The organism is Candidatus Neomarinimicrobiota bacterium (genome assembly GCA_021734025.1).
GTDB lineage: Bacteria > Fidelibacterota > JAANXI01 > JAANXI01 > JAANXI01 > JAANXI01.
The window spans coordinates 79,623-104,602 of record JAIPJS010000013.1 but is presented as its reverse complement, the minus strand read 5'-3'; the positions used below and the strand labels follow the sequence as shown (position 1 = coordinate 104,602).

The window sequence follows — 24,980 nt, the reverse complement described above, 5'->3', positions numbered from 1 at the left end:
TTCACCGCATTTGACATTTCAATTCAATTTTGTCATCATTTTATTTATTTGTAATTATCCTGTTCATCTTGTTAATCCTGTCTTTTTCATTTCTATCTAAAACACCATTATTGACAGGATTATTTATCCACCGCTCACCAAACCTCTTTTGAAACCATCTCATTTATTCGCTTTTGTCATTTGACCGTTGTTAATTTTTTGATTTTTTTCTGTTGTTATCCTGTAAATCCTGTTAATCCTGTCGGGATTTTTTCGCTTTTCTCAGTAACGATTTCCGGACACCCCGAAAGCGGAATCCCCAGATCTGATCAAAGATGACCAGCAGCAACGCCGCACCACCGACGCCGAATAATAACAGATTGATGAAGGGGGACATCCGGGCCTGAGCCTTCTGTTGCTGCTGGTTTTGGAGAAAGGCGACTAACGGCAGAACTTCATCAGAAGCGATGGGCTGATTTTTGTACACCGGCTGCATGGTGACGCTCGGAGGTGCGGTGAGCCAGGACGACAACCCTTTTCTGCCCTGCAGCCGTCCGAAGGCGCCTGTAAGGTTCGGGCCCAGCGTTCCGCCGCCCAGTAAGTAATCCTGATCGTTAACGGTGTGGCAGGAGATACAGGACGGGCCGCCGTTTTGCAGATTTTGCGTGCCAAAGAAAATTTTACGTCCCTGCGCCACATCCGCCGGAGTAAGCGGTCGATCGCTGATCTGGGATCCGGCGAATTCGGATTCCTCTTTCTGGGATTCCTCGGCGATAAAATCCAGGAGTGCGTTTGCCAGCTGCCGGTCGATGCCAGGCACGTCGGTCATCACGGCGCCGCGGGCTTCCTTTTGGAGTTTCACGGCATACGGATCGCCGCTGTTCAGCACCTGCTTCGGATTCAGGATAAATTCGACCAGCCACTCCCGATCCTGGCGCTCGCTCACGTTTTTCAGATCCGGACCGGTGAGACGTCCCCCACCGATGGTATGGCAGCTGTAGCAGTTCTGGCGAAAGAATTCTTTTACGGACTGCTGGGCGCTTGCGTCAAAGGGTAAACACAGAATAATTGCGAATATCAGACTGTTCAGAAGATAAAAGCCTCGGTTCACCGAATCGCTCCGTTGTGTTGATTAGTAATTCACTAAATACAGTTACAAGCGCTGTGCCATAATCGGACTATAAATTCTGATTAATAATATATAGGCAGGTTAAATCATTGTTTATACTCATCCTACACATACACCAATTTTTGAAATACGGGCCGAAATTTTGAAATAGGAAATCGTCAATATCTCAGAAAATCGGATACTACGCTATGCAGGGGAAATCACTGGTTTCGGGTAACCGATTGATATTACAGGTAGTTGGAGGTGTATAGTGGAGTATGCACCGGGAAAATTGGGGGATTAATTGATTTATCCTAAACTCAATATCAGTGAAAATACCTTCTCTGTTTTATTGTCCCTTTTGTCTTGAAACAAAAGGGACGAAAAATTCAAGGAAACTCAGAACTCGCACTTCTTCAAATATTCATGGTCTTTCATAATATGCCTCTTGCAGAACATTACTCGGTAGATTCTATCCGGGTGCTCAGACACTGAGTTTCCCAAAATAACTACACTTATCAAAATCATCATTAGAAATGTACCCTGGATTTCACCCAGGGCTATTCATTTTGAGCCCTGTTGGGCTCCCCAAAAAAAGATTGGTTGGATAACAATTGAGTCAGGAGGACTTTCACAGGATTTTCCTGATAGAAGCGTCAGAATCCCAAAGGGATTCAACATGAATAGCCCCGGACTTTAGTCCGGGGTTTGTGGAGCCAGGGGAACGCCCAACCCCGGCAGGGATTGAATGTAATTAGTCGGATCCGGATGAGCAGTCACCGGAGATTCCGTTACACTCCATCTCCGGCTAATCGAACTTAATTTCGTCCCGGACAACGGGACTTAATTTGAATCCCGCTGCAGCGGGCTGGTGCAACCATACGTGTAGCCCGATATGGATTGAAACGTCCCGGAAAGGACTCCTACAGAAGATGAATCTTGAAAAACCAATGTATGGAGCCGAAAAGAGCGAGATCCTTCGACTTCGTCCGGCAGCCGCCGGACTCCGCTCAGGATGACTGGGGGTATTTTTGCTTCGTACAAGTGAGTTATTTCGGGAGAATATAAAAAGGTAATGCCGACCCTTTCAGGGGTCAGCGCCCCTGGAAGGGTCAATGCTCTCCCCATCGTCAATCTCCGTATTGGCTGAATCGATGAGGGTTTCTTCTACGCAATCAACTACTGTCGGCGACGCAAGAAGCGATCACCGACAGGTAGAACGAAAAAAGATGCCATCTTTTCGAAAGATGGCATCTTTAGGTGTTCTAAGGAATCTACTACAGGAAAATTACGAGACCGCAACCTCCCGCTCGATATCAAGCTTCTTCATAATCCGCTGGAAGGCGGCCCGGGTGAGTCCGCACATTTCTGAGGCCTGCGAGACATTCCCGTCGGTCTGTATCAATGCCTTGTTGATATACTGTCGCTGAAAATCCTCAATGACCTGCTGCTTGCAATCTTCATACGGTTCGAGGTCGTCGGACGTCTCGATTGACAGCCCCAGATGCGACGGCAGGATTTTTTTACCATCGCAGACCACCAACGCTCGTTTGATGGTATTCTCCAGTTCCCGTACATTACCGCTCCATTGCTGTTCCCGCAGGTATCGCAGCGACGCGGGTGTCAACTCCGGAACCAATGTTTTCTTTCCGAGAATTTCGACGGAAAAACGTTCGATAAAGTGCTCAGTAAGTGCCGGGATGCATTCCTTCCGCTCATTTAGCGTTGGCAATTCAATTCTGAATACATCGATGCGGTATAGGAGATCTTCCCGGAATTCACCGGCTTCCACCATCTCCTCCAGGTTCCGGTTGGTGGCGGTAATCAGCCGGAAATCCACGGAGACATCCTCGCCGCCGCCGAGTGGACGGATGACCTTATTCTCCAGCACCCGGAGCAGTTTGCCCTGGAATGCCATCGACATGGAAGCGATCTCATCCAGGAAAATAGTGCCACCCTGCGCCTGCTCGAACAGGCCTCTGGTATCTTCATGCGCGCCGGTAAATGCACCCTGTTTGTACCCAAAAAGTTCCGACTCCAAAAGGGAATCCGGGAGCGCCGCGCAGTTGATAGCGAGGAACGGCTTCTCGCTCACGCTGCTCTTTTCGTGGATCGCATGGGCGATGAGTTCCTTTCCCGTGCCGCTCTCGCCTTCCACCAGAACCGGCACCGTTTTGGGCGCCACCTGCTCTGTCATTTCCAGTACTTTGTGCATCTCAGGTGACCGGGCGATAATTTTTTCCGATTGGTAGTGTTCCTGTGAGCGCTTTCTTCGCTTTCTTGCCAATTGCCGGTATCCTGCGCGTTCCACAAAATCCAGGATCTCCTGGTTGTCGAACGGCTTGGTTATAAAATGTGAGGCCCCGTTCCGCAAGCATTGTACTGCGAGTTCGATGGTGCCATATCCGGTGATGAGCACCACTTCTGTGTCCCCCCAATTCTCAGTAATTCGCTCCATCAGGTCGACACCGGACATGCCGCCCATCTTGATGTCGGTGAATACGATATCGAACGCCGTCTCGCGCAGCATGGACAATGCCGTCTCACCGGATTCTGCAATCCGGACGTTGCATCCCAGCGATCCGATAAGGCGCTGGAGTCCCCTACGCACGTCTTCCTGATCGTCGACGACCAGAATATCAAGATCATTGAAATCCATGGATTCAGTTGACTGCGGTTTGGACATGGTTTTCTTCCCCACTCATCGTATCAAAAATTGCTTTTTCTCCAAAAGACTTCCCATCCCTGGGAGGTTCGGGATTGGATGCGGCCTGGCTCGGAAGTTGAACCCTGAATGTGGTGCCGGACTCGCCGGTCTCCATCAGCGTAAGTGTACCGCCGTGCGCCTTGACGATGCGCCGGGCAGTCGGAAGCCCCAATCCCGTGCCGCCGCTGCTTTTGGTAGTGAAAAACGGTTCGAATATCTCATCTATGCACTCATCCGGAATGCCACTTCCATTATCGGAGACGTATAGGATGTATCCTTCGTCATGATCTTCAATGGTAATCCTGATATGTCCGTCTTCCTCCGGCAGTGCCTGAATGGCGTTCATCACCAGGTTCACCACTACCTGCTGGAGCTGCACTTTGTCTCCATCGAGCGTCACCTGAGGAATCTCGGCCTCGATGTCAAACCGCACCTCTTTTCGCTCGTATACCGGCTTGAGAAAACGAAGAACATCCTGCACCACCTGCTTCAGATCCACCTCTTCGATCTCCGGCTGGGGTGTCCGGGCGTAATCCAATAACTCCTTGATGATCTTCTGGCAGGACTGGGTATTCCGCTGAATCACCTCGGTGTGTTCACGGTATGGCGAATCATCAGACAGTTCCCCCTGCATCATCTGATTGTACATGGAAATAGCGGCCAGCGGACTATTGAGTTCATGCGCCACTACAGCCGAAATTTTGCCCAGGACGGTAAGCCGTTCCTGGTGGGACTGCCGTTCGCGCATACGCTCTCGCTCCGTGATATCTCTGGCAACCAGCACCTTGCCAACCTCGTCATTCAAACCCGGAAGTTGGGTTGATAATACCTCAAAAACGCCTTTCTCTGTTCGTAAAATGCAGGTATGAGAACCGAATTTCCTCCGCAGGCACTGAATGCAATCCTGGGCTGAACCGTTTTCCCGGCACTGTGAAGTACGGAACTCGGAGATATCCTGTTCGATAATTCCAATGATTGGTTTCGCCGCCCGGTTTGAGAGGACAATTTCCCCTGACTTGTTGAGGAGTACCAACCCATCCTGCATGGAGTGCACCAGCGTATCCAGTCTCTGGTGTTCCAGACGTAGTTCCTCCTCCCTCTGGCGTAGATCTTTCGCGGTTTGCTCCAAATTGGTGGTTCGTTCTTCAACCGCCTGAGCCATATGGTTGAAGGTGCGCGCCAAGTGTCCTATTTCATCTTCGGAGTCGTTTTCCAGCCGGACGGAGAAATCGCCGTCCTTGATCCGGAGCGCCATATTTTTGAGCGCATCCAGCGGCTGGATGACAAATCTCACCGGAAAATAGAGCAAGACGAGTGTGGTCAACGCAATGAGGATCCCCGCCCCAAGGAATTTACCCTCCAGCGAGTTGATGGAGGTAAAAGCCGGAGTGGCGTTCAATTCAATGAGAACATTCCAGTCAGTATTTTGCAGTGGATAGCTTTGGCCGAACATTGTTTGACCATGTTGGCACGCGTGATGCCCCAGGTGCTGTGAATATCTCGCAGCGCCAGCAGCCGAACTCAATGGTTGCAAATCATCCAGGTTCAGCGTTACCCATGGTATTTGCAACGCCCCATCCCGCCTGTCGAAAAGTGTTAGGTATCTTTCGCCCTGAGATTTCCGGACGGCGCTATTAAACTCGGCAGCGGTAGTCTGCAGGATTGCATCGGTCTTCACTACGCTAAGAAGTGAGCCGAGGGTTTCGGTGTGATTGATATTCCATAGTGGGGTTATAATCGCAAATTTACTTCCGTTTCCCAGCGAAACAATTCTGGTCTCTTCCGAGACATTTTTTGCAGGAAAGTTAGCAGGTAATTCGTGATTCGTTGAACCGGCACGAACGAGTGGATTCCCGTTTCTTCCGAGAATTGCCAATCCGATAAAGGCATCTTCCAGTGGCAATTTATTATTCCGGAGATGAGTGTAAAGCGCCTCCTTTTCGGCAGCAGTGGATTTTGCGAGCAGCCCTTCGATATGGGTGCGGATGTAGCCATCCGACGCAAAATCTTCGGCCCGGCGGCTTAGGGTTTCGAACTTTTTGTCCAGTACTGTGGCCTGGGCGTATGCTTCGCTCCGGAGACGATTTTGGATCTCCGCCTCCATGGAATGATACACGGAGTTGGCCACCAAATAGCCTCCGATACCGAACGCCACCAGACACAGCAGAACAAAGGTAAGCGGCAGCTTGTATTTGATCGGTACTTTTGAGAGTGGATCTTGCTTGAACCACTTCATGATAATTACCTCTCAGGAATATTACGGTATATCCAGATCAGCCCGGAACTGCCGAACCATCTGGAGGTCGGCCAACGAATGGTTTTGCAGGAATTCGGTGATGTGATTCTTCACCGCATTCCATTCGCAGACCATGGAGCAGGCCCGGTCGACGGTGCACTCGAATTCGTCGAAGATGCACATTTCATAGCGTTGGAGATCTTCCAGCACAGCGACCACATCATAGAGGCCGATCTCTCCCGGAGCCCGGGCCAAACGGAACCCACCTGAGCGCCCCCGGATGGATTCCACAATCTCCTCCTTCCGGAGATCCTGCAGAATTTTGCCAAGGAAATGCCCAGGGATATCCAGCGCATCTGCGATCTGGTGTACACCACTTCGGGCATCCGGCGCCTGTTCCGCCAGGTAGACTAACGCATTCAACGCATATTCTGTCGCCTTGGAATAGATCATAATATCAGACCTTTTACTCTTTTTATAAAATACGTACGAAGTTGGCCATGTCAAGGATTATTTAAGACTTTTATGTCTGAATTGCAGGAATAGCACACAGTCCGCCGCGGCGGAACGCTGATTGAGCAGATGACCACAGATAAAAACAAATAAACCCTAGGCCGCGAAGAACGCAAAGAAAACGCGAATAACAGATTGAGAAAACAACTAAAAACAAAACAAGTGATGAGCTTGATCGGAGTAGATGGAGCTACAAACACGAAAACCACTACGGGTACAGAATTCATGACGTAATTTTTTCAAACACAACTCACCCTCTTATTCTCCCTCTCTTCCGAAGAGAGGGAGAAACACGATGTCGAAGGATTGGGAAAACGTGTTCCCCTTCCTCTTCAGAAGAGGAAGGGGACAGGGGATGGAGTTGTGTTGTTGGACACAGGACTGAAGACTCAAGACACTTGACAGGTTTTTACTATAACACAATAACACTTTAACACAATAACACGGTGTTACCTGAACACTTGAACACTTCCGTTACTCTAAAAGCTTCGCCGCCGCTTCATCCAGCCACCAAGCGGTCTCCCCCTTTTCCGGATTGACCAGGCTGGCGGGGAATTCTTTTGACTGGGACGTTCCTTCCAGCACTTCGTTGACAGCGTGTGCTTTATTTTCGCCGGCAACCAGGAAATAGATATTTTTCGCGGCATTAATGACCGGCAACGTTAGTGTCAAACGCGTTGGCGGTGGTTTGGGTGAGTCGGTAACGACTCCAACCAGAGTTTCCTCTTCTTCCAGCAGATCGTGATTGGGGAACAGGGAGGCGATGTGTCCGTCGCTGCCCATTCCCAGCAATACCAGATCAAATCGAGGAATGGCATTCGAAAACTCCGGGAATATCCGCCGGAGTTCATCAGAATGGGTTTCTGCCGCAATCTCGGGGCGATCGTATCCCGTCGGCATAGGATGCACATTCGCATCAGGGATTTCTATATGATTCAGCAACGCCACCTTCGCCATCCGATAATTACTATCGGAATGATCATGTGGGACATAGCGTTCATCCCCCCAATAAAGGTGAATATGCCTCCAATTGATTTTATCGGAATATTCGCTCCCCAGCAGCCGGTAGAGCGGCTTCGGCGTTGAACCGCCGGTCAAGACGAGGTGGAAATCAGCGCCGAACTTTGTTTTTTTCTGCATCTGTCCGGCGATATCCCGTGCCAGGGCCTGATTCATTGCCTCCCGATTTCGAAATACTTTCACATCTTTGCTCATAGTGAAAACCACCGTTCATCATATGTTCTTGGTAATTTGATAGCTTCTTTTGGCCCCCAGGTGCCGGCCGGATAATCGTATATCGGCAGATCCGCCTCGAGAATGGGGGTATACAAATTCCAGGAAGCTTCGACTTCATCGGAATGGACGAACAGCGTTTGATCGCCCTGGATGATATCCAGCAGCAATGTTCGATACGCATCCGGCAACGGTTCGAAGACATCGCCGTAGCGGAATCCAAGGTCATGCGTTTGGATGTTCAGCGGCTCACCCGGTGATTTCACCTCGAACTGGAGATCCACGCCTTCGTTGGGCTGGAGCGTGAGAATCAATGAATTGGAACTTACGGTACACCGGTCATACGGATTAAATACCGATACCGGCGGCCGGTGAAAGCGTACGACAATCTGCGTGGAGCGTTCCGGCAGCCGCTTGCCGCTGCGGATGTAAAACGGCACACCCTGCCAGCGCCAGTTTGAGATTTCCAGGCGCATGGCAACGAATGTTTCTGTTGTGGAATTCTCCGGTACATTTGGCTCATCGAGATAGCCTGGTACGGATTCACCGTCGATTTCCCCGGCGGTATATTGCCCCAGAATAATGTCGTCCTCATCAATTTTTCGAATGGATTGCAAGACTTTTACCTTTTCAGCACGAATGGCATCAGCGGTGAATGAGACGGGGATCTCCATGCCAACCAGTGTCAGTAACTGGGTCAGATGATTCTGTACCATATCCCGGAGTGCGCCGGACTCATCGTAATAGCCACCACGACGCCCTACGCCAAGTTCTTCGGCCACGGTGATCTGCACACTATCGATATGTTCCCGGTTCCAGAGCGATTCGAAGATGGCATTGGCAAACCGGAAGACCAGCAGGTTTTGTACGGTCTCTTTCCCGAGGTAGTGGTCGATGCGATAGATTTGGGACTCTTCAAAATGTTTATGCACAATCTCATTGAGTTCGTGTGCCGATTTCAAATCGTGCCCGAACGGTTTTTCGATGACGATTCGCGTCCACCCGTCGCTATGGTTCAGTCCGACGCGACCCAATCCTTTAATTGTTGGCTCGAACGCCACCGGTGGCAGCGCCAGGTAGAAAACCCGGTTCCCCGGCATATCGTAGTCAGCCTCCAGCGAATTGATGCGATCGGCCAGGGCCTGGTAATCTTCATCTTTGCCATTGCCAATGGACTGAAAATGCAGACAGTCACTGCACCAAATCCTGGCGGCATTTTCGGAAAAATTGTCCGTCTCCTTTAGGGCGTCCACCGCCCACTGCCGGTACTCGCCGTCTGCCATTTCACTTCTGGAGACGCCAAGGATCATACACTGATCCCTTGAGACCAACTGATTTTCCACGAGATGGTAAATCGCCGGCAGCAGTTTCCGCTTCATCAGGTCGCCGGTGCCTCCGAAGACGATAAAAAGATGTTTCTCTTCAGGAATTTCAGTCATTGACACACTCACTCTCTATTCTACAATCGCTGCTGAATTTGATTTGAGTCTTTCTCAGGCAATAGCCTCTAACTTCTCCCGCGAGTCTCAATATCTCACCGGCGTCTTTTTATCTTGATGCTGTTGAGAATTTAGTATTTGACGGTGAAAGTTACAAAGGAGAGACTTGGGAACAGCCAGCGTTCAGGCAGGTGCTTAGGAAATCACCTTTACTTCTCCTGGACGCTTGTTTTTTGCATCGCAATAACCGGTTTCGACATAAGGTTGCCTGGGAATTAACGGGTTAGACTTGCTCTCTATCATCCATGATATTCCGGATACGCCGGGCAATTTCATCTATGGTAAACGGTTTTTGCAAGAATTGGATTGTTTCGATATCGATACCGTGCCGTGTGAGAATATCGTCGGTGTATCCGGACATGAAAATTATCCTTGCCGCAGGATTGATTTCCCGTATCCGCTGTGCGACCTCCGGCCCCACGATGTCTGGCAGCACCACATCCGTTATTATGACATCGATTTCCTCGGCCTGCTCCGAGTATAATTCGACAGCTTCCGTCCCGTTTGAAGCCGTCAACACTGTATATCCCATGTGCTGTAGCCCTTTTTCGGTGAGGTACAGGATCTCTTTTTCGTCTTCTATGGCAAGGACTGTTTCGTTCCCTGTGAGCGCCATCCCGGAAGCGTGCACTTCCGCGGATTCCGGGGCAGTGGTGCTATAGGTCTGGAGATAAATACGAAAAGTGGTCCCTTTTCCGGGTGTACTTTCTGCGGAAATATATCCATCGCTTTGCTTAACAATGCCGTACACGGTTGACAGCCCCAATCCGGTGCCCCGACTCCTGGACTTTGTCGTGAAAAAGGGTTCATAGATTTTTTCTAATGTCTCCTGGTCCATACCAATGCCGGTATCTCCGACGGCCAATTCAACATAGCTCCCGGGAGCAATTTTTACATCCTCCCGGATCTCCGTGTCCGCGAAAAATACATTTTGGGTGGCAATGGAAATTGTGCCGCCGCTGGGCATAGCATCTCTGGAATTCACGGCCAGGTTCAGGAGTACTTGTTCTAGCTGCCCGGGATCCACGCGGACATCGTTTAATCCGTCGGCGCACTGAATATCCAGGTGGATATCTTCGCCCAGGAGACGCTGCAGCATCCCCTCCAGATTCTGTACTAGTGAGTTAATATTGATAATTTTGGGCTGGAGCTGCTGCTTTCGGCTGAATGCCAGCAGCTGGGAAGTAAGTGCCTGGGCCTTTTCACTGGCTTCATGCACCCGCTGTAAATTCGCATGCTGTGAGTTGGATTCGTCGATTTCATTTAATGCGAGGCTACTGTATCCCTGGATTACAGTCAATATATTGTTGAAATCGTGAGCGACTCCTCCCGCCAAACGGCCGATGGCCTGCATTTTCTGCGATTGCAAGAGCTGTTCTTCCAGCTCCTTCCGTTCGGTGATCTCTTCCTTCAGGGCAACAAAGTGGGTAATAGAGCCCCGGTTATCCAAGATCGGACCGATAGTCAGAAACTCCCAGAATTCCGTTCCGTCCCGCCGGGTATTCTTAAATTCTTTCCGCCAGGTTTTACCAGCGGTCACGGCCGCCCACATTTCCTGAGCCAGCTCCGGCGCCTGCTCCTTCCGGATGACTATTTCTTCCCCGAGTTCCCGGACCTCTTCCTCGGTATATCCGCTGACTTCCAGAAATTGCGGATTGGTATACTCAACCCGGCCTGCCTTATCCATAATAATTACGGACATTGGCGCCTGTTCTATGGCATGCCGGAACTTCCGAATCTTTGATTCCGCCTTTTTTCGTTCGCTTATCTGGGTGTTTAATCGACGGTTAATTGCCTCCAACCGTTGGTTTTGGCGCACCATATTCCGGGTGCGTAATCGATATCCAAGATAAATGATTCCACCTAACAACAAAATTACGGCGCCCCTGAATCCCAGAGTTTCCCAAAAAGGCGGAGTCACGGAGATGGCTAATGATATTCCCTCATCATTCCAGACGCCATGATTATTTGACCCACGGACCCGGAAGGTATAGTCACCCGCCGGCAAGTTTGTATACGTCGCTGTCTGTCTGGTGCCCACATAATTCCAGTTCTGTTCAAAATCCTCCAGTTTGTAGGCGTACTGATTTTTCTGGCTGGCGGCATAACTCAAAGCAGCAAACTCAAACGTGATAACAGACTGATCGTGTGTAATTGTAATATGGGCAGTCTCGCTGATATGCTTTTCCAGGGGTGAGTTCTCTCCGCGAATTGGTACCGATTGATTAAAAATTTTAAAGTCGGTGATCACGATTGGCGGGCTATAAGTTTCGTCACGTACCTCCTCTGGTCTAAACAGCGTAAACCCGTTCATACCGCCAAAAATCAGTTCACCGGCAGACGTTTTATAATACGCGTTATAGTTAAACTGGTTGCCCTGGAGCCCATCGGTGGCATCGTAATTTTTCGTGTCACCGGTCTCCGGATTAAACCGGCAAATTCCGTTATTGGTACTCAGCCAGAGATTCCCGGCGTCATCTTCCAGGATCCCATAGATGGAGTTATTCGGCAGGCCGTCACGCTCTGTAAAAGCCTTAGCCTGCCCCGTTTCTCTGTTAAACAAATTCAGGCCGCCACCCTGAGTCCCAATCCAGAACCGGCCTTTGCTGTCCTCCTGAATTGTCTGGACAAAACTGCTGCTGAGTGTAGTTTTGTCATTCGGATCAGATGTATACCGTGTAAAGGTATGATCACTCGTATTAAACCGGTTCAGCCCCCAAAATGTGCCTACCCAGAGCACACCATCGTTATCCTTATATACGAGATTACAATCATTATGACTCAGACTCGTTGGGTCGCCGGGCACATTCACGTACCGGTCAAAATCCCCTGTATCCCGCCGGTAAACACTTACCCCAACATGGGTAGTCATCCAAAGATCCCCATTATCATCTTCGACGATTGAATAGACATCGTTATTGCTCAGACTTCTGGGATTTTCAGGATCGTGAAGGAAGTGTGTAAACGTATCACTATCTGGATCATACCGGTTAAGACCGTGAGCGAATGTCCCTATCCAAAAGTCTCCGCGGCTCCCCTGGAGGATTGTCTTAACATTATCCCCGGAGATGGAGTTTGGTTTATCCGGATCGCTGGTTAAGTAGGTGAAATCCCCAGTCGCCCGATCCAGATAGTTTATCCCCCCGGATTCTGTCCCGATCCAGAGGTTTCCGTTATCGTCTTCCTCGATGCCAAAGACGACCCGACTATTCAGGGTGTGATTGCTCCCCTCAACTGCCGGAAAATGGTTGAATGCAATAGTATTCTTGTTGAGATAGTCGACGCCGCCCCGGGTTCCGATCCAAACATCGCCGGCGGCATCCCGGAAAATATGTTGCACCGATTTATGTGTGAGGCTCGAACGTTCTGATTCAGTGTGGGTATACTTTATCATCCTGCCATCATCCGGATTGTAGATATATAACCCTTCTCTGCTTCCTATCCAGAACCGTCCATCGTCGTCCTCATGAAATGCCCGGATCGTCAGAATGGTTTCCCCGTTAACCCCACCGATTTCTTCTGCTTCACCGGATTCCGGGCGGAATCTGAAGGCTCCGGCGGTATCAGCGCCAACCCAAATATTCCCATTGCCGTCCTCAAATATAGAATGGATAGCCGACGAAAGTTTCTCCAGCCCACCCGATTTATTCTCACTGTGCTGAAATGTCTGCGTTTCTCGTCTGAACCGATTCAGACCGCCCCCATCGGTTCCAACCCAGATCCGGTTTTGAGAATCGACGTAGACACATCGCACAAAATTATGACTGAGACTGGTTCTGTCTTCCGGATCATGGCTGTAATTTTTAATAGTATACTCGACAGGATCAAACCGCGTTAATCCATCTCTGGTGCCAATCCAGAGAATACCGGCCTGGTCCTCGGCAATCGCATTCACATTTTTACTAATCGGTCCGCCGGAACAATTCAAATCCTCCGGCACTTCTAAAAACCGATCAAAATCCCGATCGTAGAGATTCAGGCCACCTGCATCAGTAGCGACCCATAAATTTCCATGCGAATCTTCATGAATATCGCGGATCAAATTGTGAGTGATACTACCGGAATCACTGAGGTTATACTGATACTCCGTGATTTTATATCCATTATAGCGATCCAATCCGTCATTGGTCCCGAACCACATAAAACCCCGACTATCCTGCAGGATACAGTTTACTTTACTATGAGATAAGCCGTCATCGATGGTCAGGTGTTCGAATTGAAAGAGGTTGGTCTGGGCTGTCAGAGCGAACGGGATAACAATTAGCCCGATTAAAAATAGATATTCGGAACACTGAATTATTACATTTACGCAGTTATTTTGCTTCTTCATTAGATAATTCGGCGCCCAGATTCATATATCGTGAGAAATCGAGTGATGCGATCCCCGCCGTAAGTTTTAATGGTAAATCCCCGTGGAAAGATATTTTATTATCGGACGGGATCGGAATTTTTCCAGCGGGTAATTCCGATTGTCCCTTTGAGACAAGGACAGGCGATGTCCCCTTGCGCTTAGCTCTATTTGGTAAATTCTATCCAATAATCAAAATACACACGAATAGAATGATAAGAATATGATATACGGTTCGCAAGAAATCCCGTTCAGGTAAAATAGTTCCCACCGAGATAAAAAAACTGGCTGTGTAGGTGAATGCTTCCACAGCCAGCTTCCAAAGATGTACCTGCCGCACTTTCCCGCGCGTTATTTAGATTGTGTTATCTCGGACTCGGGTGGTGTTCCTGTCGGATATACCTCCAGTTCGTCTTTTACGGACCATCCGGTCTTCAGGCCAACCACAAACCATCCGAGTGCCAGTACCCCTGCAGCGAAGATAGTATCTCCGATGACCCGGAGCCACCGGATGAAATCCAGTGTAGGATTCTGCAGAAATTCGGCCGACCGGGCAAACCAGAGACCGTGTTTTACACTAGCCCAGGTCTGTGCAAGTCCTACAGGCAATACACTCAGGAGCACCATCAGGGCCAGGCCGATATTGATGGACCAGAATGCAAATTTAATCACAGGCTGCTTCCAGACCTTATGCGTCGCCAGTCCCTTCAGGACGAACAGCATTAATCCGATACCCAGCATTCCGTATACGCCGAACAGTGCGGTATGTCCGTGCACCGGCGTGGTATTCAGTCCCTGCATATAGTACAACGCAATTGGGGGATTAATCAGGAATCCAAAAATTCCTGCTCCAACGAAGTTCCAAAATGCCACAGCGATAAAGCTATAAATTGGCCATTTGTACGCCCGGAGCCATTCTTTGGCCCGGCTGATTTCCAAGTGTTGATACGCCTCAAACCCTATTAATACAAGTGGCACCACTTCCAGGGCGCTAAAACTGGCGCCCAGCGCCATTACCGCCGTTGGTGTCCCGGTGAAGTAGAGGTGATGAAACGTCCCAATAATGCCGCCGAACAGAAAAATCACCGTAGAAAACAGTACGGTCGCCGTGGCAATTTTCGTTCGAAGTAAACCCATCCGAACAAACAGGAAAGCAATGACTACTGTAGCAAAGACTTCAAAAAAACCTTCCACCCAGAGATGGACAACCCACCAGCGCCAGTATTCGGCGACGGCCAGATTTGTCTGGCGCCCCCACATAAGGCCGGCGCCGTAAAACAGTGCGATAGCCACCGATGAGATAAAAAACATGCCCAGCAGGTGCCGGTTGGAAGTCTCCTGTTGGAATGCTGGCCAAATGGCCCGGCCCATCAGAAACAGCCAGATAAAGAGGCCGGCGAACAGAAAGATCTGCCAGAAGCGGCCGAGATCCACATATTCATATCCCTGATGCCCGAACCAGAAGTTCGTCTCCAGGCCAAGTTTCTGCATGATTCCCATCCATTGGCCGGCCAGTGAGCCGACGACAATGACCAGCAATGCACCGAACAATATATTGACGCCGAGTTTCTGGTACTTCGGTTCATAGCCTGAGACAGCCGGTGCAATGAACAACCCGGTTGCAAGCCAGGACGTCGCAATCCAAAAAATTGCCAGCTGGATGTGCCAGGTTCGACTCACCGCATACGGGAGCCAATCCCCCAGCGGAAAACCGTAAAACCCGGAGCCCTCCACGCCGTAATGGGCGGTAATTGCCCCCAATACCACCTGTACTACAATCAAGGCGGTCACCACCCAGAAGTACTTGAGCGTCGCTTGCATTGATGGTGTGGGCTGTAACCCCAGCAACGGATCCTGATCCGGCATCTCCTCCGGGTCGAACTCCTCTTCGTGACTTGAGACATAGTAATAGGTTAATAATCCGATACCGGCCAGGAGGATAATCACGCTAAAACCGGTCCAAAGAATGAGAGAGCTGGTGGGCTTATTCCCGACCAGTTCATCCGGTGGCCAGTTATTGGTATAGGTAATATCTTTCCCTGGTCGGTTGGTCACGGTTGCCCACGACGCCCAGAAAAAGAAGGAATTCAGCGGTTTTAGTCTCTCCTGATGCTTGATGGAATTTGCCGGAATTGCGTAGGCATCCCGCAAATCACTTTTCGATGGATCGTCAGTAAATAATCCACTGTAATGTTTACTTATCTCCTGGAAAGCCTCCGCCCGAATTGGCGCAATAACGATTTCGTCGGTTTCCGGATCGTAGGAATTGGTACGGACTTCCTTCTGTAATCGCGCTTTGAGCGCCGCCTGATTTTCAACATCCAGTTGTTCGAAGGGTTTGCCAAAGTCCTGTTGCGCCCATTGATTCAGGATATATTCTGCTTCACGATGCAGCCAGTCAGCAGACCAATCCGGTGCCACGTAGGAGCCGTGCCCCCACACTGTGCCCACTTCCTGACCTCCCATGGATTGCCATACATTCTGGCCATCCTTGATCTCCTGTCCCGTCATCACAACCTGTCCATCGGTCGTCACCACACGTTCCGGAACCGGGGGTGCCTTCCGGTAAATTTCACCGCCGTAATAGCCGAGGATGGCAAACGAACCAACCATCACTGCGATGAAAGCTATCCATAATTTCCGGTTATTCATCTGGAGAGCTCCTATCTATTTATCATGTTATTTTTTTTATACTAACGCTTTGTATTCTATGACAATTTTGTCTCAATTTCAAATATCCCCATGCTATAAATTCATCCGGTATTTTATATTTCAGATTCATTTGTCTGAATATAGTTTCCCGTCGGCGCCTTAACAAGATGAATTTGTCTTATTTTTATCTTCTGCGGATTGGAGTTCTGTGCGATATTCCACTGATAAATTCTGTTTCTTCCGGAGCGGAATTCTTTTAAAATAATAGTTTTGAAAACAAAGAGGATATGCAATGCACTATGACTGACTGGAAAAAGTTGCCTTTTGAAGCTTCGGCCGAGATCCGGGTTGGAATAAGCAGCTGTCTGTTGGGAGAAGAAGTCCGGGTCAACGGCGGTCACGCCCACGATTCCTTTATCACATCGGTACTAGGCCAGTATTTTTCCTGGGTTCCTATTTATCCTGAGGTGGATATCGGCATGGGAACGCAGCGGGAAACCATCCGCCTGGAAAATGAAAATGACTCGATTCATCTTCGGGCACCCAAATCAGGGACAGACTATACCGAAAAAATAAAGTCCTATGCGGATGAACGCATAGTTCATCTTTCGGAGCAACCGCTGCATGGCTATATCCTGAAAAAATATTCGCCCTCCTGTGGCATGGAGCGGGTGCGGGTGTACGACGAAAATGACGTACCGACCAGAACCGGCCGCGGTGTGTTTGCCCGGGCGCTCATGGAAAAATTTCCGCTGCTCCCGGTGGAAGAAGAAGGCAGGCTGCGGTATGCTCATTTCCGGGAAAATTTTGTAGAGCGGGTCTTTGCGTACTATCGACTACAGCAGTTTTTATCCGCTACCCCGCAGCCGGGCGAACTGGTGGAATTTCATACCCGACATAAGCTGACCCTGATGGCTCATCACCAGGACCGCTACCGGGAATTGGGGCGAATTGCCGCAAAGGCAGGTACAGGCGATTTCACCGTACTTCTGGACGAATATTCCTCCTTTTTTATGGAGACGATGGCTATCCCGGCGACGGCGAAAAATCATACGAATGTGCTTCAGCACGCGCTGGGATATTTTCGTCAGTATCTGGATTCTCCAGACCGTCAGGAAATGGCGGATTATATCAGCGATTATCGCTCAGGTTCTGTGCCCCTTATTGTACCCATTACAATGATGAAACATCATTTGCGAAAGTACCCTATTAAATGGTTGGAAAAACAGGTATATTTCCATCCGTATCCCCCGGAACTGAAACTCTGGAATCCCATTTAGGACAAAACTATGCCTAACGATACGCTCCTCTGGATCGGCTTCAACATCTTTGTGCTCATTATGCTCGCCATCGATCTGGGTGTTTTTAACCGGGAAGCCCATAAAATAACGGTGCGGGAATCCCTGATCTGGACGGCAGTCTGGATCGGATTGGCGCTGTTGTTTAATGCCGGAATCTGGTATTACAGCGGCACGGATAAGGCTCTTGAGTTCCTCTCCGGCTATCTGATTGAAAAATCCCTGAGCATGGATAACCTGTTTGTCTTCCTGGTGATTTTCACCTATTTCAAAGTGTCTAAAGAGTTCCAACATAAAGTATTGTTCTGGGGTATTATCGGGGCCCTCGTATTTCGCGCGTTATTTATCTTCGCCGGCGTTGCACTCATCAATAAATTTCACTGGCTCATCTATGTGTTAGGAATTTTTCTGCTCTATACCGGATTTAAGATGGCATTCCAGTCCGACCATGATGTGGACGTGGAAAAAAATCCAATGCTGAACCTGGTACGCAAAATTTTTCCCGTCACCGGACAGTATCGCGGAGACCGGTTTTTTATCAAAGAACAGGGGAAGCTATTTGCCACTCCACTGTTTATTGTGCTGGTTATGATCGAAACTACTGATGTCATGTTCGCGGTAGATTCCATTCCGGCGATTCTGGCCATCAGCCGGGACCCGTTCATTGTGTACAGCTCAAATGTGTTTGCGATCCTCGGATTACGGGCGCTCTTTTTTGCCCTGGCAGGCATCATGGAACTGTTCGAATATCTCCATTACGGCCTTGCAGCAATCCTGGGATTTGTCGGGATGAAAATGCTGTTGTCGGAATGGGTGCACTTGCCGGTCTGGCTGGCGTTAACCGTGATCGCAATCATTCTAACAGTGACGATTACCACCTCAGTGTATCATGGCAAAAAGCAAAGCCCCGAATCGGCGTAGGTTTCTCTGGAAAACTCTCTCATGGGTCATCAAACCGCCTATAGAGATTTCAGGACTGTAGCCACCATAAATTCTTGGGATATTGAAACGCTTGCGACTAAATTATAGTCACTTTTTTCGGACATTCAGATTGTCTGACAATCTTACAAATAAGACAAAGTCAGGATATTGACGGTTGTTTTTTCTTTAAATTTGCTCTAACCCAGAGGAGAATCCCATGGATTACGAACTCGATTACCTGGAAACCATGCCAACGCTATTTCATGACGCTGTCAGCCGCCACGGATCGATGGATTTGTATGTGCGCAAGACAGACGACGGGTACGATTCCATCACCTATAATGAAATGCGCGATCAGGTGGAAATCATCGGAATGGGCCTGCATTCCCTGGGATACTCTGCAGGAAACAAGGTGGCGATCCTTTCCGAGAATAAGCCCGAATGGATTATGACGGACTATGCCTGCGCCCACTTTGGTATTGTCAGCGTCCCGGTGTATCCCACACTGCTCCCGGAGCAGGTGTCCTACATCCTGAATGACTCGGAGGCTTCTCTGGTATTTGTTTCCAATGAAGTCCAGGCAAAAAAGATCATCCAAATCAAAGAAAAACTGCCCTATCTCCAGAAGATGGTTATTTATGCCAACGGGCATGCGCTGGATGAAGAATGGATTATTGATTACGCCGATTTTTGTGAGCAGGGAATCAGCCTCCGGAACAAGGTCGATTTTTCACTGGAAGATGAAGGAGCCAAGCGCACCAAAGATGAACTATGGACCATAATTTACACCTCAGGCACCACCGGCACACCAAAAGGGGTCATGCTGAGTCAGTTTAATGCCGCCTCCAACGCCCAGGCCTCCCAGGCAACACTCCAGTTTGAATCCGGTCGCAAATGGCTTTCCTTTCTTCCGTACAGCCACAGCCTGGAGCGGATTGCCGCCCATTTTTCGTTTTTTATCGGCTCTACCATTTTGGTTATTGAAGGAATTGAGACCGTTCTGGAGGATTTAAAAAAGTTTAAGCCAAATTACTTCGTCTCTGTCCCCCGGCTCTATGAGAAGGTTCACAACGGCGTTCTGCAAAAAATCCACGCCGGCTCGTTCATTAAGCAGAAAATCTTCAACTGGGCGACCAATGTGGGGAGTGAAGTATCAACGGATTACCTGCAACGCGGCAAAGAACCGAGCGGATGGCTGGCAACGAAATACGGCATCGCGCAGAAACTGGTGTTTTCCAAGATTACTGAACTCTTTGGCGGTGAAGCGATTATGACTATTTCCGGCGGGGCACCTTTATCAAAGGAGATCGGGGAATTTTTTGCGGCCGCCGGATTACTCATCATCGAAGGATTCGGACTAACTGAGATGTCTCCGGTTACGAACGCCAACCGGACTGATTTTGTGAAATTCGGTACGGTCGGTCCAACGATTCCAGATGTTCAAATGCGTATTGCAGAGGACGGTGAGGTCCTGTTTAAGGGACCAAATCAAATGCTGGGATACTTCAAAAATCCGGAGGCGACCAAAGAAGTTATCGATGATGAGGGATGGCTGCATACCGGTGACATCGGCGAAATCGATGACGACGGGTATCTTGCGATTACCGATCGAAAGAAAAACCTGATCGTGACTTCCGGCGGAAAAAATGTGGCGCCGGCCCCTCTGGAGTCCAAAATCTCCGGATCCAGATATATTGATCAGGTCGTCATCGTGGGGGACAAGCGCAAATTCCTTTCGGCGCTGGTCGTCCCGAACCTGGATGCTTTAGAGTTCTGGGCAAAATCCAACGGGCTGGAGTTTGAGGATGAATCGGCACTGTTAGAGTCGGATGAGGTTTACAATCTGCTGCACAAGGAGATTAAGGATGCCCAGGGAGAATTTGCCCACTTTGAGCAGGTGAAAAAGTTCGCGCTCATCGAAAAGTCGTTCACTATCGAAGATGGCGAATTGACCCCGACACTCAAGATTAAGCGCCGAGTGGTTGAAGAAAAATATCGGGATAAAATTGACGCGATGTATCCGGGGACGTAGCGCCAAAATTGATTGTCTGGAATAATGAATCAATTAAGCATAGCTCTCAATTTCATTGGTATATGTTCATGAATTGTCTCTAAGTGAAACTTTTTGTCCCGAAATATCGATTTTAGTTTGAATATTTGCCTCGGTCTTGACAACTCTACTGACAATTTGAAAGTGTTCGAAGTTGAAAATAGTAATATTGGATAGTGTTTATGGAGGAGTGGGTGCATACTAGCAAAGTGCCATCCAGGTTTTATGTTGGTTTAATAACCGCAATATTATCAATGTTTGCCTTTACTGTTGATTGCAGCGGTTCACCTAAAACTGATTCAACGACGATTTCACTTCAGCTAAACATTGATCTTAGCCAACACAGTTCAATCGATGTACAAAATATATATTGTAAATTTTCCAGAGAAAATGGGAACACACGTGAAATTACCCAGTCGATCAGTGCGAATAAAGCAGTTTTTCGTTTTGATAAGATTCCAAATGGATATTGGCGCCTGCTAATCTCTCTTTTAAATTCGCATAATGAACCACTCTACTTTTTTTCCAGGGAGTATTTTCTGTCAAATGAATTGAATGAGAAAATAAACCTCACTTTAATACCAGAGACCGGGGAATTACATCATGAATTCCCGGAAAAATCAAATTCCGACACACGTGAGTATATTTATATTTATTCCGATCAAAGGAATCTTCAGCCAAAAATCTTCCGATATTCACTAGAAGATTCAACTTTTCAACAGGTGACATTCTGGTATAGAACGGTCAGACCAGTTTATTACGCAAATAAAAACAAAATTCTATTCACCAGTTACATTACAGTTGAATGGATGGAACCGGATGGTACAAACAGAGAATTACTATACCAACAGCCCCGAATTATGTCTTATCCGACAATTAATCAAACACGTCAAAAAATATTCTTTTACACTCCGGGGGAGTGTTCACCCCGCCAGATCGCATCAGTCAATATTGATGGTACAGGATTCCAATATCTCTTTCCGCAAAATCGGTTTGACGAATCACAGCCTGAAGTAATCCTGAATGGTGACTCACTGCTGTTTAAATCAAACAGATCTGGTCCACATAATATTTATATACTGAACCTCAACACTTCAGAAATAGTACAGGTAAATAATTCACGTGCCAGTAGCTCTCAACCACATTGGGCACCACAATCTGATGGGATATATTTTCGGGATCGGAATGCTGATGATACCCGATCGATTATGTATCACAATCTGGAAAGCGGAGAAACATCAGAAATCCTTAAAGCCGATGAATCACTTATTAGGTCATTCTCAATTTCACCGGATGAATCATCTTTGGCTTTAGTGGGGAGAAGCTACAATCGTCAAGGTTCGACGGCCAGACTCTCATTGTATAATATTAATACAGGAAAAACGCACACAGTGTTTGAGGCTCCCTTTCCCCTTGGTAAACCTAATTGGGTCCTCATTAGGAGAGACAATTATAAGTAATGGATTCTATTACCACGAAGTTTATGAGGACAACTCCAAGTCGATACTTTATTTTAATTTGTTATCGGGTGATATTGATACTGTGACTATAACGACCAAAATACAATGCAAACCTTCGCGATTTCACCGGATGAGGAGGAGTTCGTTTTTGTTGGTTTGGATACAATACGCGGGGATCCCGCGTCGAGTTTATCATTCTTTGACCTACAAACGGGTGAATACGAACGAGTCCTGCGGACCATCTTTCGGCTGGGAAAACCAAACTGGATACAGGTAGGATCTGCAGAGAGTTTTTAGATATCCATCATTAAGATATGGCAGCAGTCTATACCAGTTGCAAAATGGGAAAAAATAATTCTACTTCCGGGTAACCCATGAGTTATCTTGTCCGAGCACTGATTTTACAGTTCATTGTATTGACGGTTACACACTATGCCAGTGCCAAGCCACCTGTGAAAAATTCTCATAGACTACACAATATGCCATTCCAGATTACTCTCACAATGGAGCAGGAGGATAAAATTCTGGACTCTATCGAACGCCTTAAGTGCGTCCTCATCAATGAAAATACTGTCCGCCGGGAGATTACCCAACCGGTTCAATCGACGGAAACGGTGATACAGTTCGGGCAAATTCCCGTTGGATATTGGAAAATGCGCCTCACTATTTATTCTTCGCTGGGTGAGCCACTATACTTTGCAGCCAAGGAACTTTTCATACAGGAAGGATTAAACGAAGATCTATTTTTTAACACTCCGAACTGAGAAGGGTGAGTTTGAGGTTCAACAAACCAGCTCCGGGAATAGTATCCAATATCCCCAAGAATTTATTTATACTCCGCAAGCGGCGATATGAAGGCGAAACTTTTCCGGTACTCAATTTCAGACTCTTTATTTCAACAGGTTACATACTGGTACAGAACCGTTTACCCCTTTTTCATCTCTGACCTGAATAAAATTGGTTTTAGCAGTTATACTACCATCTCCTGGATGAATCCGAACGGAACCAACAGAGAACTTTTGTTCAAACAACCCGCTCCCATGCTTGCTCCGGTCTATAATTTTAAAACAAAAAAGATCTATTTTTATGTGAAAGAGGATCCATTACGCCGAAGGCTTGGCTCTATTGATTTAAATAGCGAAAACTTCCGTTTTCTTCTGCCAAATACCAGATATCAAGACGCTGGCCCCGCAATTAACACTTCAGGCGATTCACTTTTGTTTTATTCGAACCGTTCAGGTTCGGATAATATCCACCTTTAAACCTTAAGACCGCTGAAATGACACAACTTACTTTTACCGAAACGTATAGTACACTACCAATTTGGGCGCCCAACGCCCACGGTTTTTATTATAAAGAGGCCAATGCAAATAATACGTATTCTATCGTGTATTATGATTTTGAAACCGCTGAAAAAAAACAGATACTAAATGCAAATAAGGATGTTATTCGAGCTTTTAATATTTCGCCAGATGGTAGCCGACTAGTAATCACTGGATTGGAACAAACCACAAATGATGAGTATGGAAATTTATATTTCTTTAACTTAAAGAAAAATAAATTAATTCAAGTGTTTCACATGCCTATACCACTGGGTATCCCCCATTGGGTCCGACTCCAGGCGCCGTAATTTCTATTATCAATCCGCAACAATGATTTATTATCTTCTTTTATGCAGAATTTACTCACCTACGTTCGATTTATCCTTTCTCTATTTCTCGGGTTAGTGCTCGCAGGCTGTCATATCTCAAACCCTACAGGTGACAATCTCTCTGCCTCCTCAAGCGTTCAATTCCAGGTTACTTTTCTCACGGAAGATAAGACCGAATTCTTTGCCAATATCGACCGGATTCAATGTATTCTTAACAGTAAAAATGATCTCCACCGGGAAATTACTCAAATGTTTCAATCACCGAAAAAAGTAATGAATTTCGGACAACTTCCCATAGGCTATTGGGAGATATCCATCACACTCTTTTCTCCCGAAGGTGTACCACTGTATTATACCTCCAAGGAAGTCTTTATCGAAGAAAAAGTCAATAACAACCTCACCTTATCGTTGCAGCCAGAAAACGGAGAGATTTCGGTGGTCTATGCTGGAACTCAAGCAAAGCAGCGGGAATATATCTATTTCTATTCAGCAGGCGACAACATGACACCCAAAATATTTCGATATTCCGTTTCTGATTCGATACTACGGCAGATAACTTTTAATAATCGAACTACATACCCATTTTACATTCCGCAGCTGAATAAAATTGGTTTTTCGGGCTATACAACAATTGAAATTATGAACCCAAATGGAACTGACCGAGAGGCTTTATATACACAGCCGATTGCAATAACCCACCCTAGTTTTGCCCCTACAACAAATAAGATCTATTTTTATACCGTTGCCGATTTCCCAACCCGTCAAATTGCATCAATTAACTTAAATGGAACCGATCCTCAACTTCTCTTCCCACGAAACGAATACCAGGAATTGGGCCCCGATATCAACACTACTGGAGACTCCTTATTATTTATGTCAGATCGTTCTGGTACCCCCAATATATTCCTGCTTGAATTACAGGATCTGAGTCTGACACAGCTAACCTCGACTCAAGCCTTCAGTTCAGCTCCAAATTTTTCAAAACAGAAAAATGGATTTTATTACCTTGAAAAAGATGTATCAACCGGAACTCGCTCCATCGTCTACTATAGCTTTATTGCGAAGGACAATAGTACGATAACCAGCTGGGACAACTTTATTGTAACTCCTTTTGCCCTTTCACCTGATGAATCCAAACTTGCTTTCGTGGACGAAGTGAATGCTGAACATGGTGTGGCGAAATACCGGAGACTGCATTTTATTAACATAGAAACCGGCCAAGTCACAAAGATTTTGCAAACCAGACTCCGACTAGGAGCGCCAGACTGGGTTCGCTTAAATTCGCCTAGAAAGAACTCAATCTCCCAACAATAAGGTATCCCTAT

The 24,980-nt window shown here is 47.6% G+C and carries 15 protein-coding genes; 7 read left to right on the top strand and 8 right to left on the bottom strand.

All coding sequences use genetic code 11. From position 1 onward, the window contains the following. Positions 1-232: 232 nt before the first annotated feature. The 8 genes from K9N57_13280 to K9N57_13245 form a co-directional block, all read right to left on the bottom strand. Positions 233-1,090 (bottom strand): c-type cytochrome, encoded by an 858-nt coding sequence (locus K9N57_13280; GenBank protein ID MCF7805153.1) that lies wholly within the window; start codon positions 1,088-1,090, stop codon positions 233-235. A gap of 1,285 nt (positions 1,091-2,375) precedes the next feature. Beyond that, positions 2,376-3,773: a sigma-54 dependent transcriptional regulator gene (locus K9N57_13275; protein MCF7805152.1), complete on the bottom strand. Its 1,398-nt coding sequence runs from the start codon at positions 3,771-3,773 to the stop codon at positions 2,376-2,378. Then, complete coding sequence (locus tag K9N57_13270; GenBank protein ID MCF7805151.1) at positions 3,751-6,030, bottom strand: HAMP domain-containing protein; 2,280 nt, start codon at positions 6,028-6,030, stop codon at positions 3,751-3,753. Before K9N57_13270 ends, K9N57_13275 begins: the two co-directional genes overlap by 23 nt. Positions 6,031-6,051: 21 nt before the next feature. Continuing rightward, the gene (locus tag K9N57_13265; protein MCF7805150.1) at positions 6,052-6,483 is read right to left on the bottom strand and encodes an Rrf2 family transcriptional regulator; all 432 of its coding nucleotides are present in this window, start codon (positions 6,481-6,483) and stop codon (positions 6,052-6,054) included. Positions 6,484-7,017: 534 nt separating this feature from the next. Then, a complete protein-coding gene (gene pgl, locus K9N57_13260; GenBank protein MCF7805149.1) occupies positions 7,018-7,746 on the bottom strand; it encodes a 6-phosphogluconolactonase in 729 nt (242 codons plus the stop codon). A gap of 8 nt (positions 7,747-7,754) precedes the next feature. Further along, entirely contained in the window at positions 7,755-9,215 is a 1,461-nt protein-coding gene (gene zwf / locus K9N57_13255; GenBank protein MCF7805148.1) for a glucose-6-phosphate dehydrogenase, read from the bottom strand. A 283-nt stretch (positions 9,216-9,498) separates the two neighbouring features. Next, positions 9,499-13,605: a PAS domain S-box protein gene (locus K9N57_13250; GenBank protein ID MCF7805147.1), complete on the bottom strand. Its 4,107-nt coding sequence runs from the start codon at positions 13,603-13,605 to the stop codon at positions 9,499-9,501. A gap of 369 nt (positions 13,606-13,974) precedes the next feature. Further along, the gene (locus tag K9N57_13245; GenBank protein ID MCF7805146.1) at positions 13,975-16,275 is read right to left on the bottom strand and encodes a nitric-oxide reductase large subunit; all 2,301 of its coding nucleotides are present in this window, start codon (positions 16,273-16,275) and stop codon (positions 13,975-13,977) included. 299 nt (positions 16,276-16,574) lie between these two features. On the opposite strand from K9N57_13245, the gene K9N57_13240 reads away from it, so the two are divergent. The 7 genes from K9N57_13240 to K9N57_13210 all read left to right on the top strand — a co-directional run bounded on the left by K9N57_13240 (position 16,575) and on the right by K9N57_13210 (position 24,969). Next, a complete protein-coding gene (locus tag K9N57_13240; GenBank protein ID MCF7805145.1) occupies positions 16,575-17,555 on the top strand; it encodes a DUF523 and DUF1722 domain-containing protein in 981 nt (326 codons plus the stop codon). A gap of 9 nt (positions 17,556-17,564) precedes the next feature. Continuing rightward, a complete protein-coding gene (locus K9N57_13235) occupies positions 17,565-18,494 on the top strand; it encodes a TerC family protein (GenBank protein ID MCF7805144.1) in 930 nt (309 codons plus the stop codon). A gap of 217 nt (positions 18,495-18,711) precedes the next feature. After that, a complete protein-coding gene (locus K9N57_13230) occupies positions 18,712-20,526 on the top strand; it encodes a long-chain fatty acid--CoA ligase (GenBank protein MCF7805143.1) in 1,815 nt (604 codons plus the stop codon). Between the two features lie 200 nt (positions 20,527-20,726). Then, a complete protein-coding gene (locus tag K9N57_13225) occupies positions 20,727-22,004 on the top strand; it encodes a hypothetical protein (GenBank protein MCF7805142.1) in 1,278 nt (425 codons plus the stop codon). Between the two features lie 374 nt (positions 22,005-22,378). Further along, positions 22,379-22,768, top strand: coding sequence for a hypothetical protein (locus K9N57_13220; GenBank protein ID MCF7805141.1), 390 nt, complete (start codon positions 22,379-22,381; stop codon positions 22,766-22,768). Positions 22,769-23,283: 515 nt separating this feature from the next. Next, on the top strand, positions 23,284-23,634 hold the full coding sequence (locus tag K9N57_13215; GenBank protein ID MCF7805140.1) for a hypothetical protein: 351 nt from the start codon (positions 23,284-23,286) through the stop codon (positions 23,632-23,634). A 42-nt stretch (positions 23,635-23,676) separates the two neighbouring features. Then, the gene (locus K9N57_13210; protein MCF7805139.1) at positions 23,677-24,969 is read left to right on the top strand and encodes a hypothetical protein; all 1,293 of its coding nucleotides are present in this window, start codon (positions 23,677-23,679) and stop codon (positions 24,967-24,969) included. Positions 24,970-24,980: the final 11 nt, after the last annotated feature.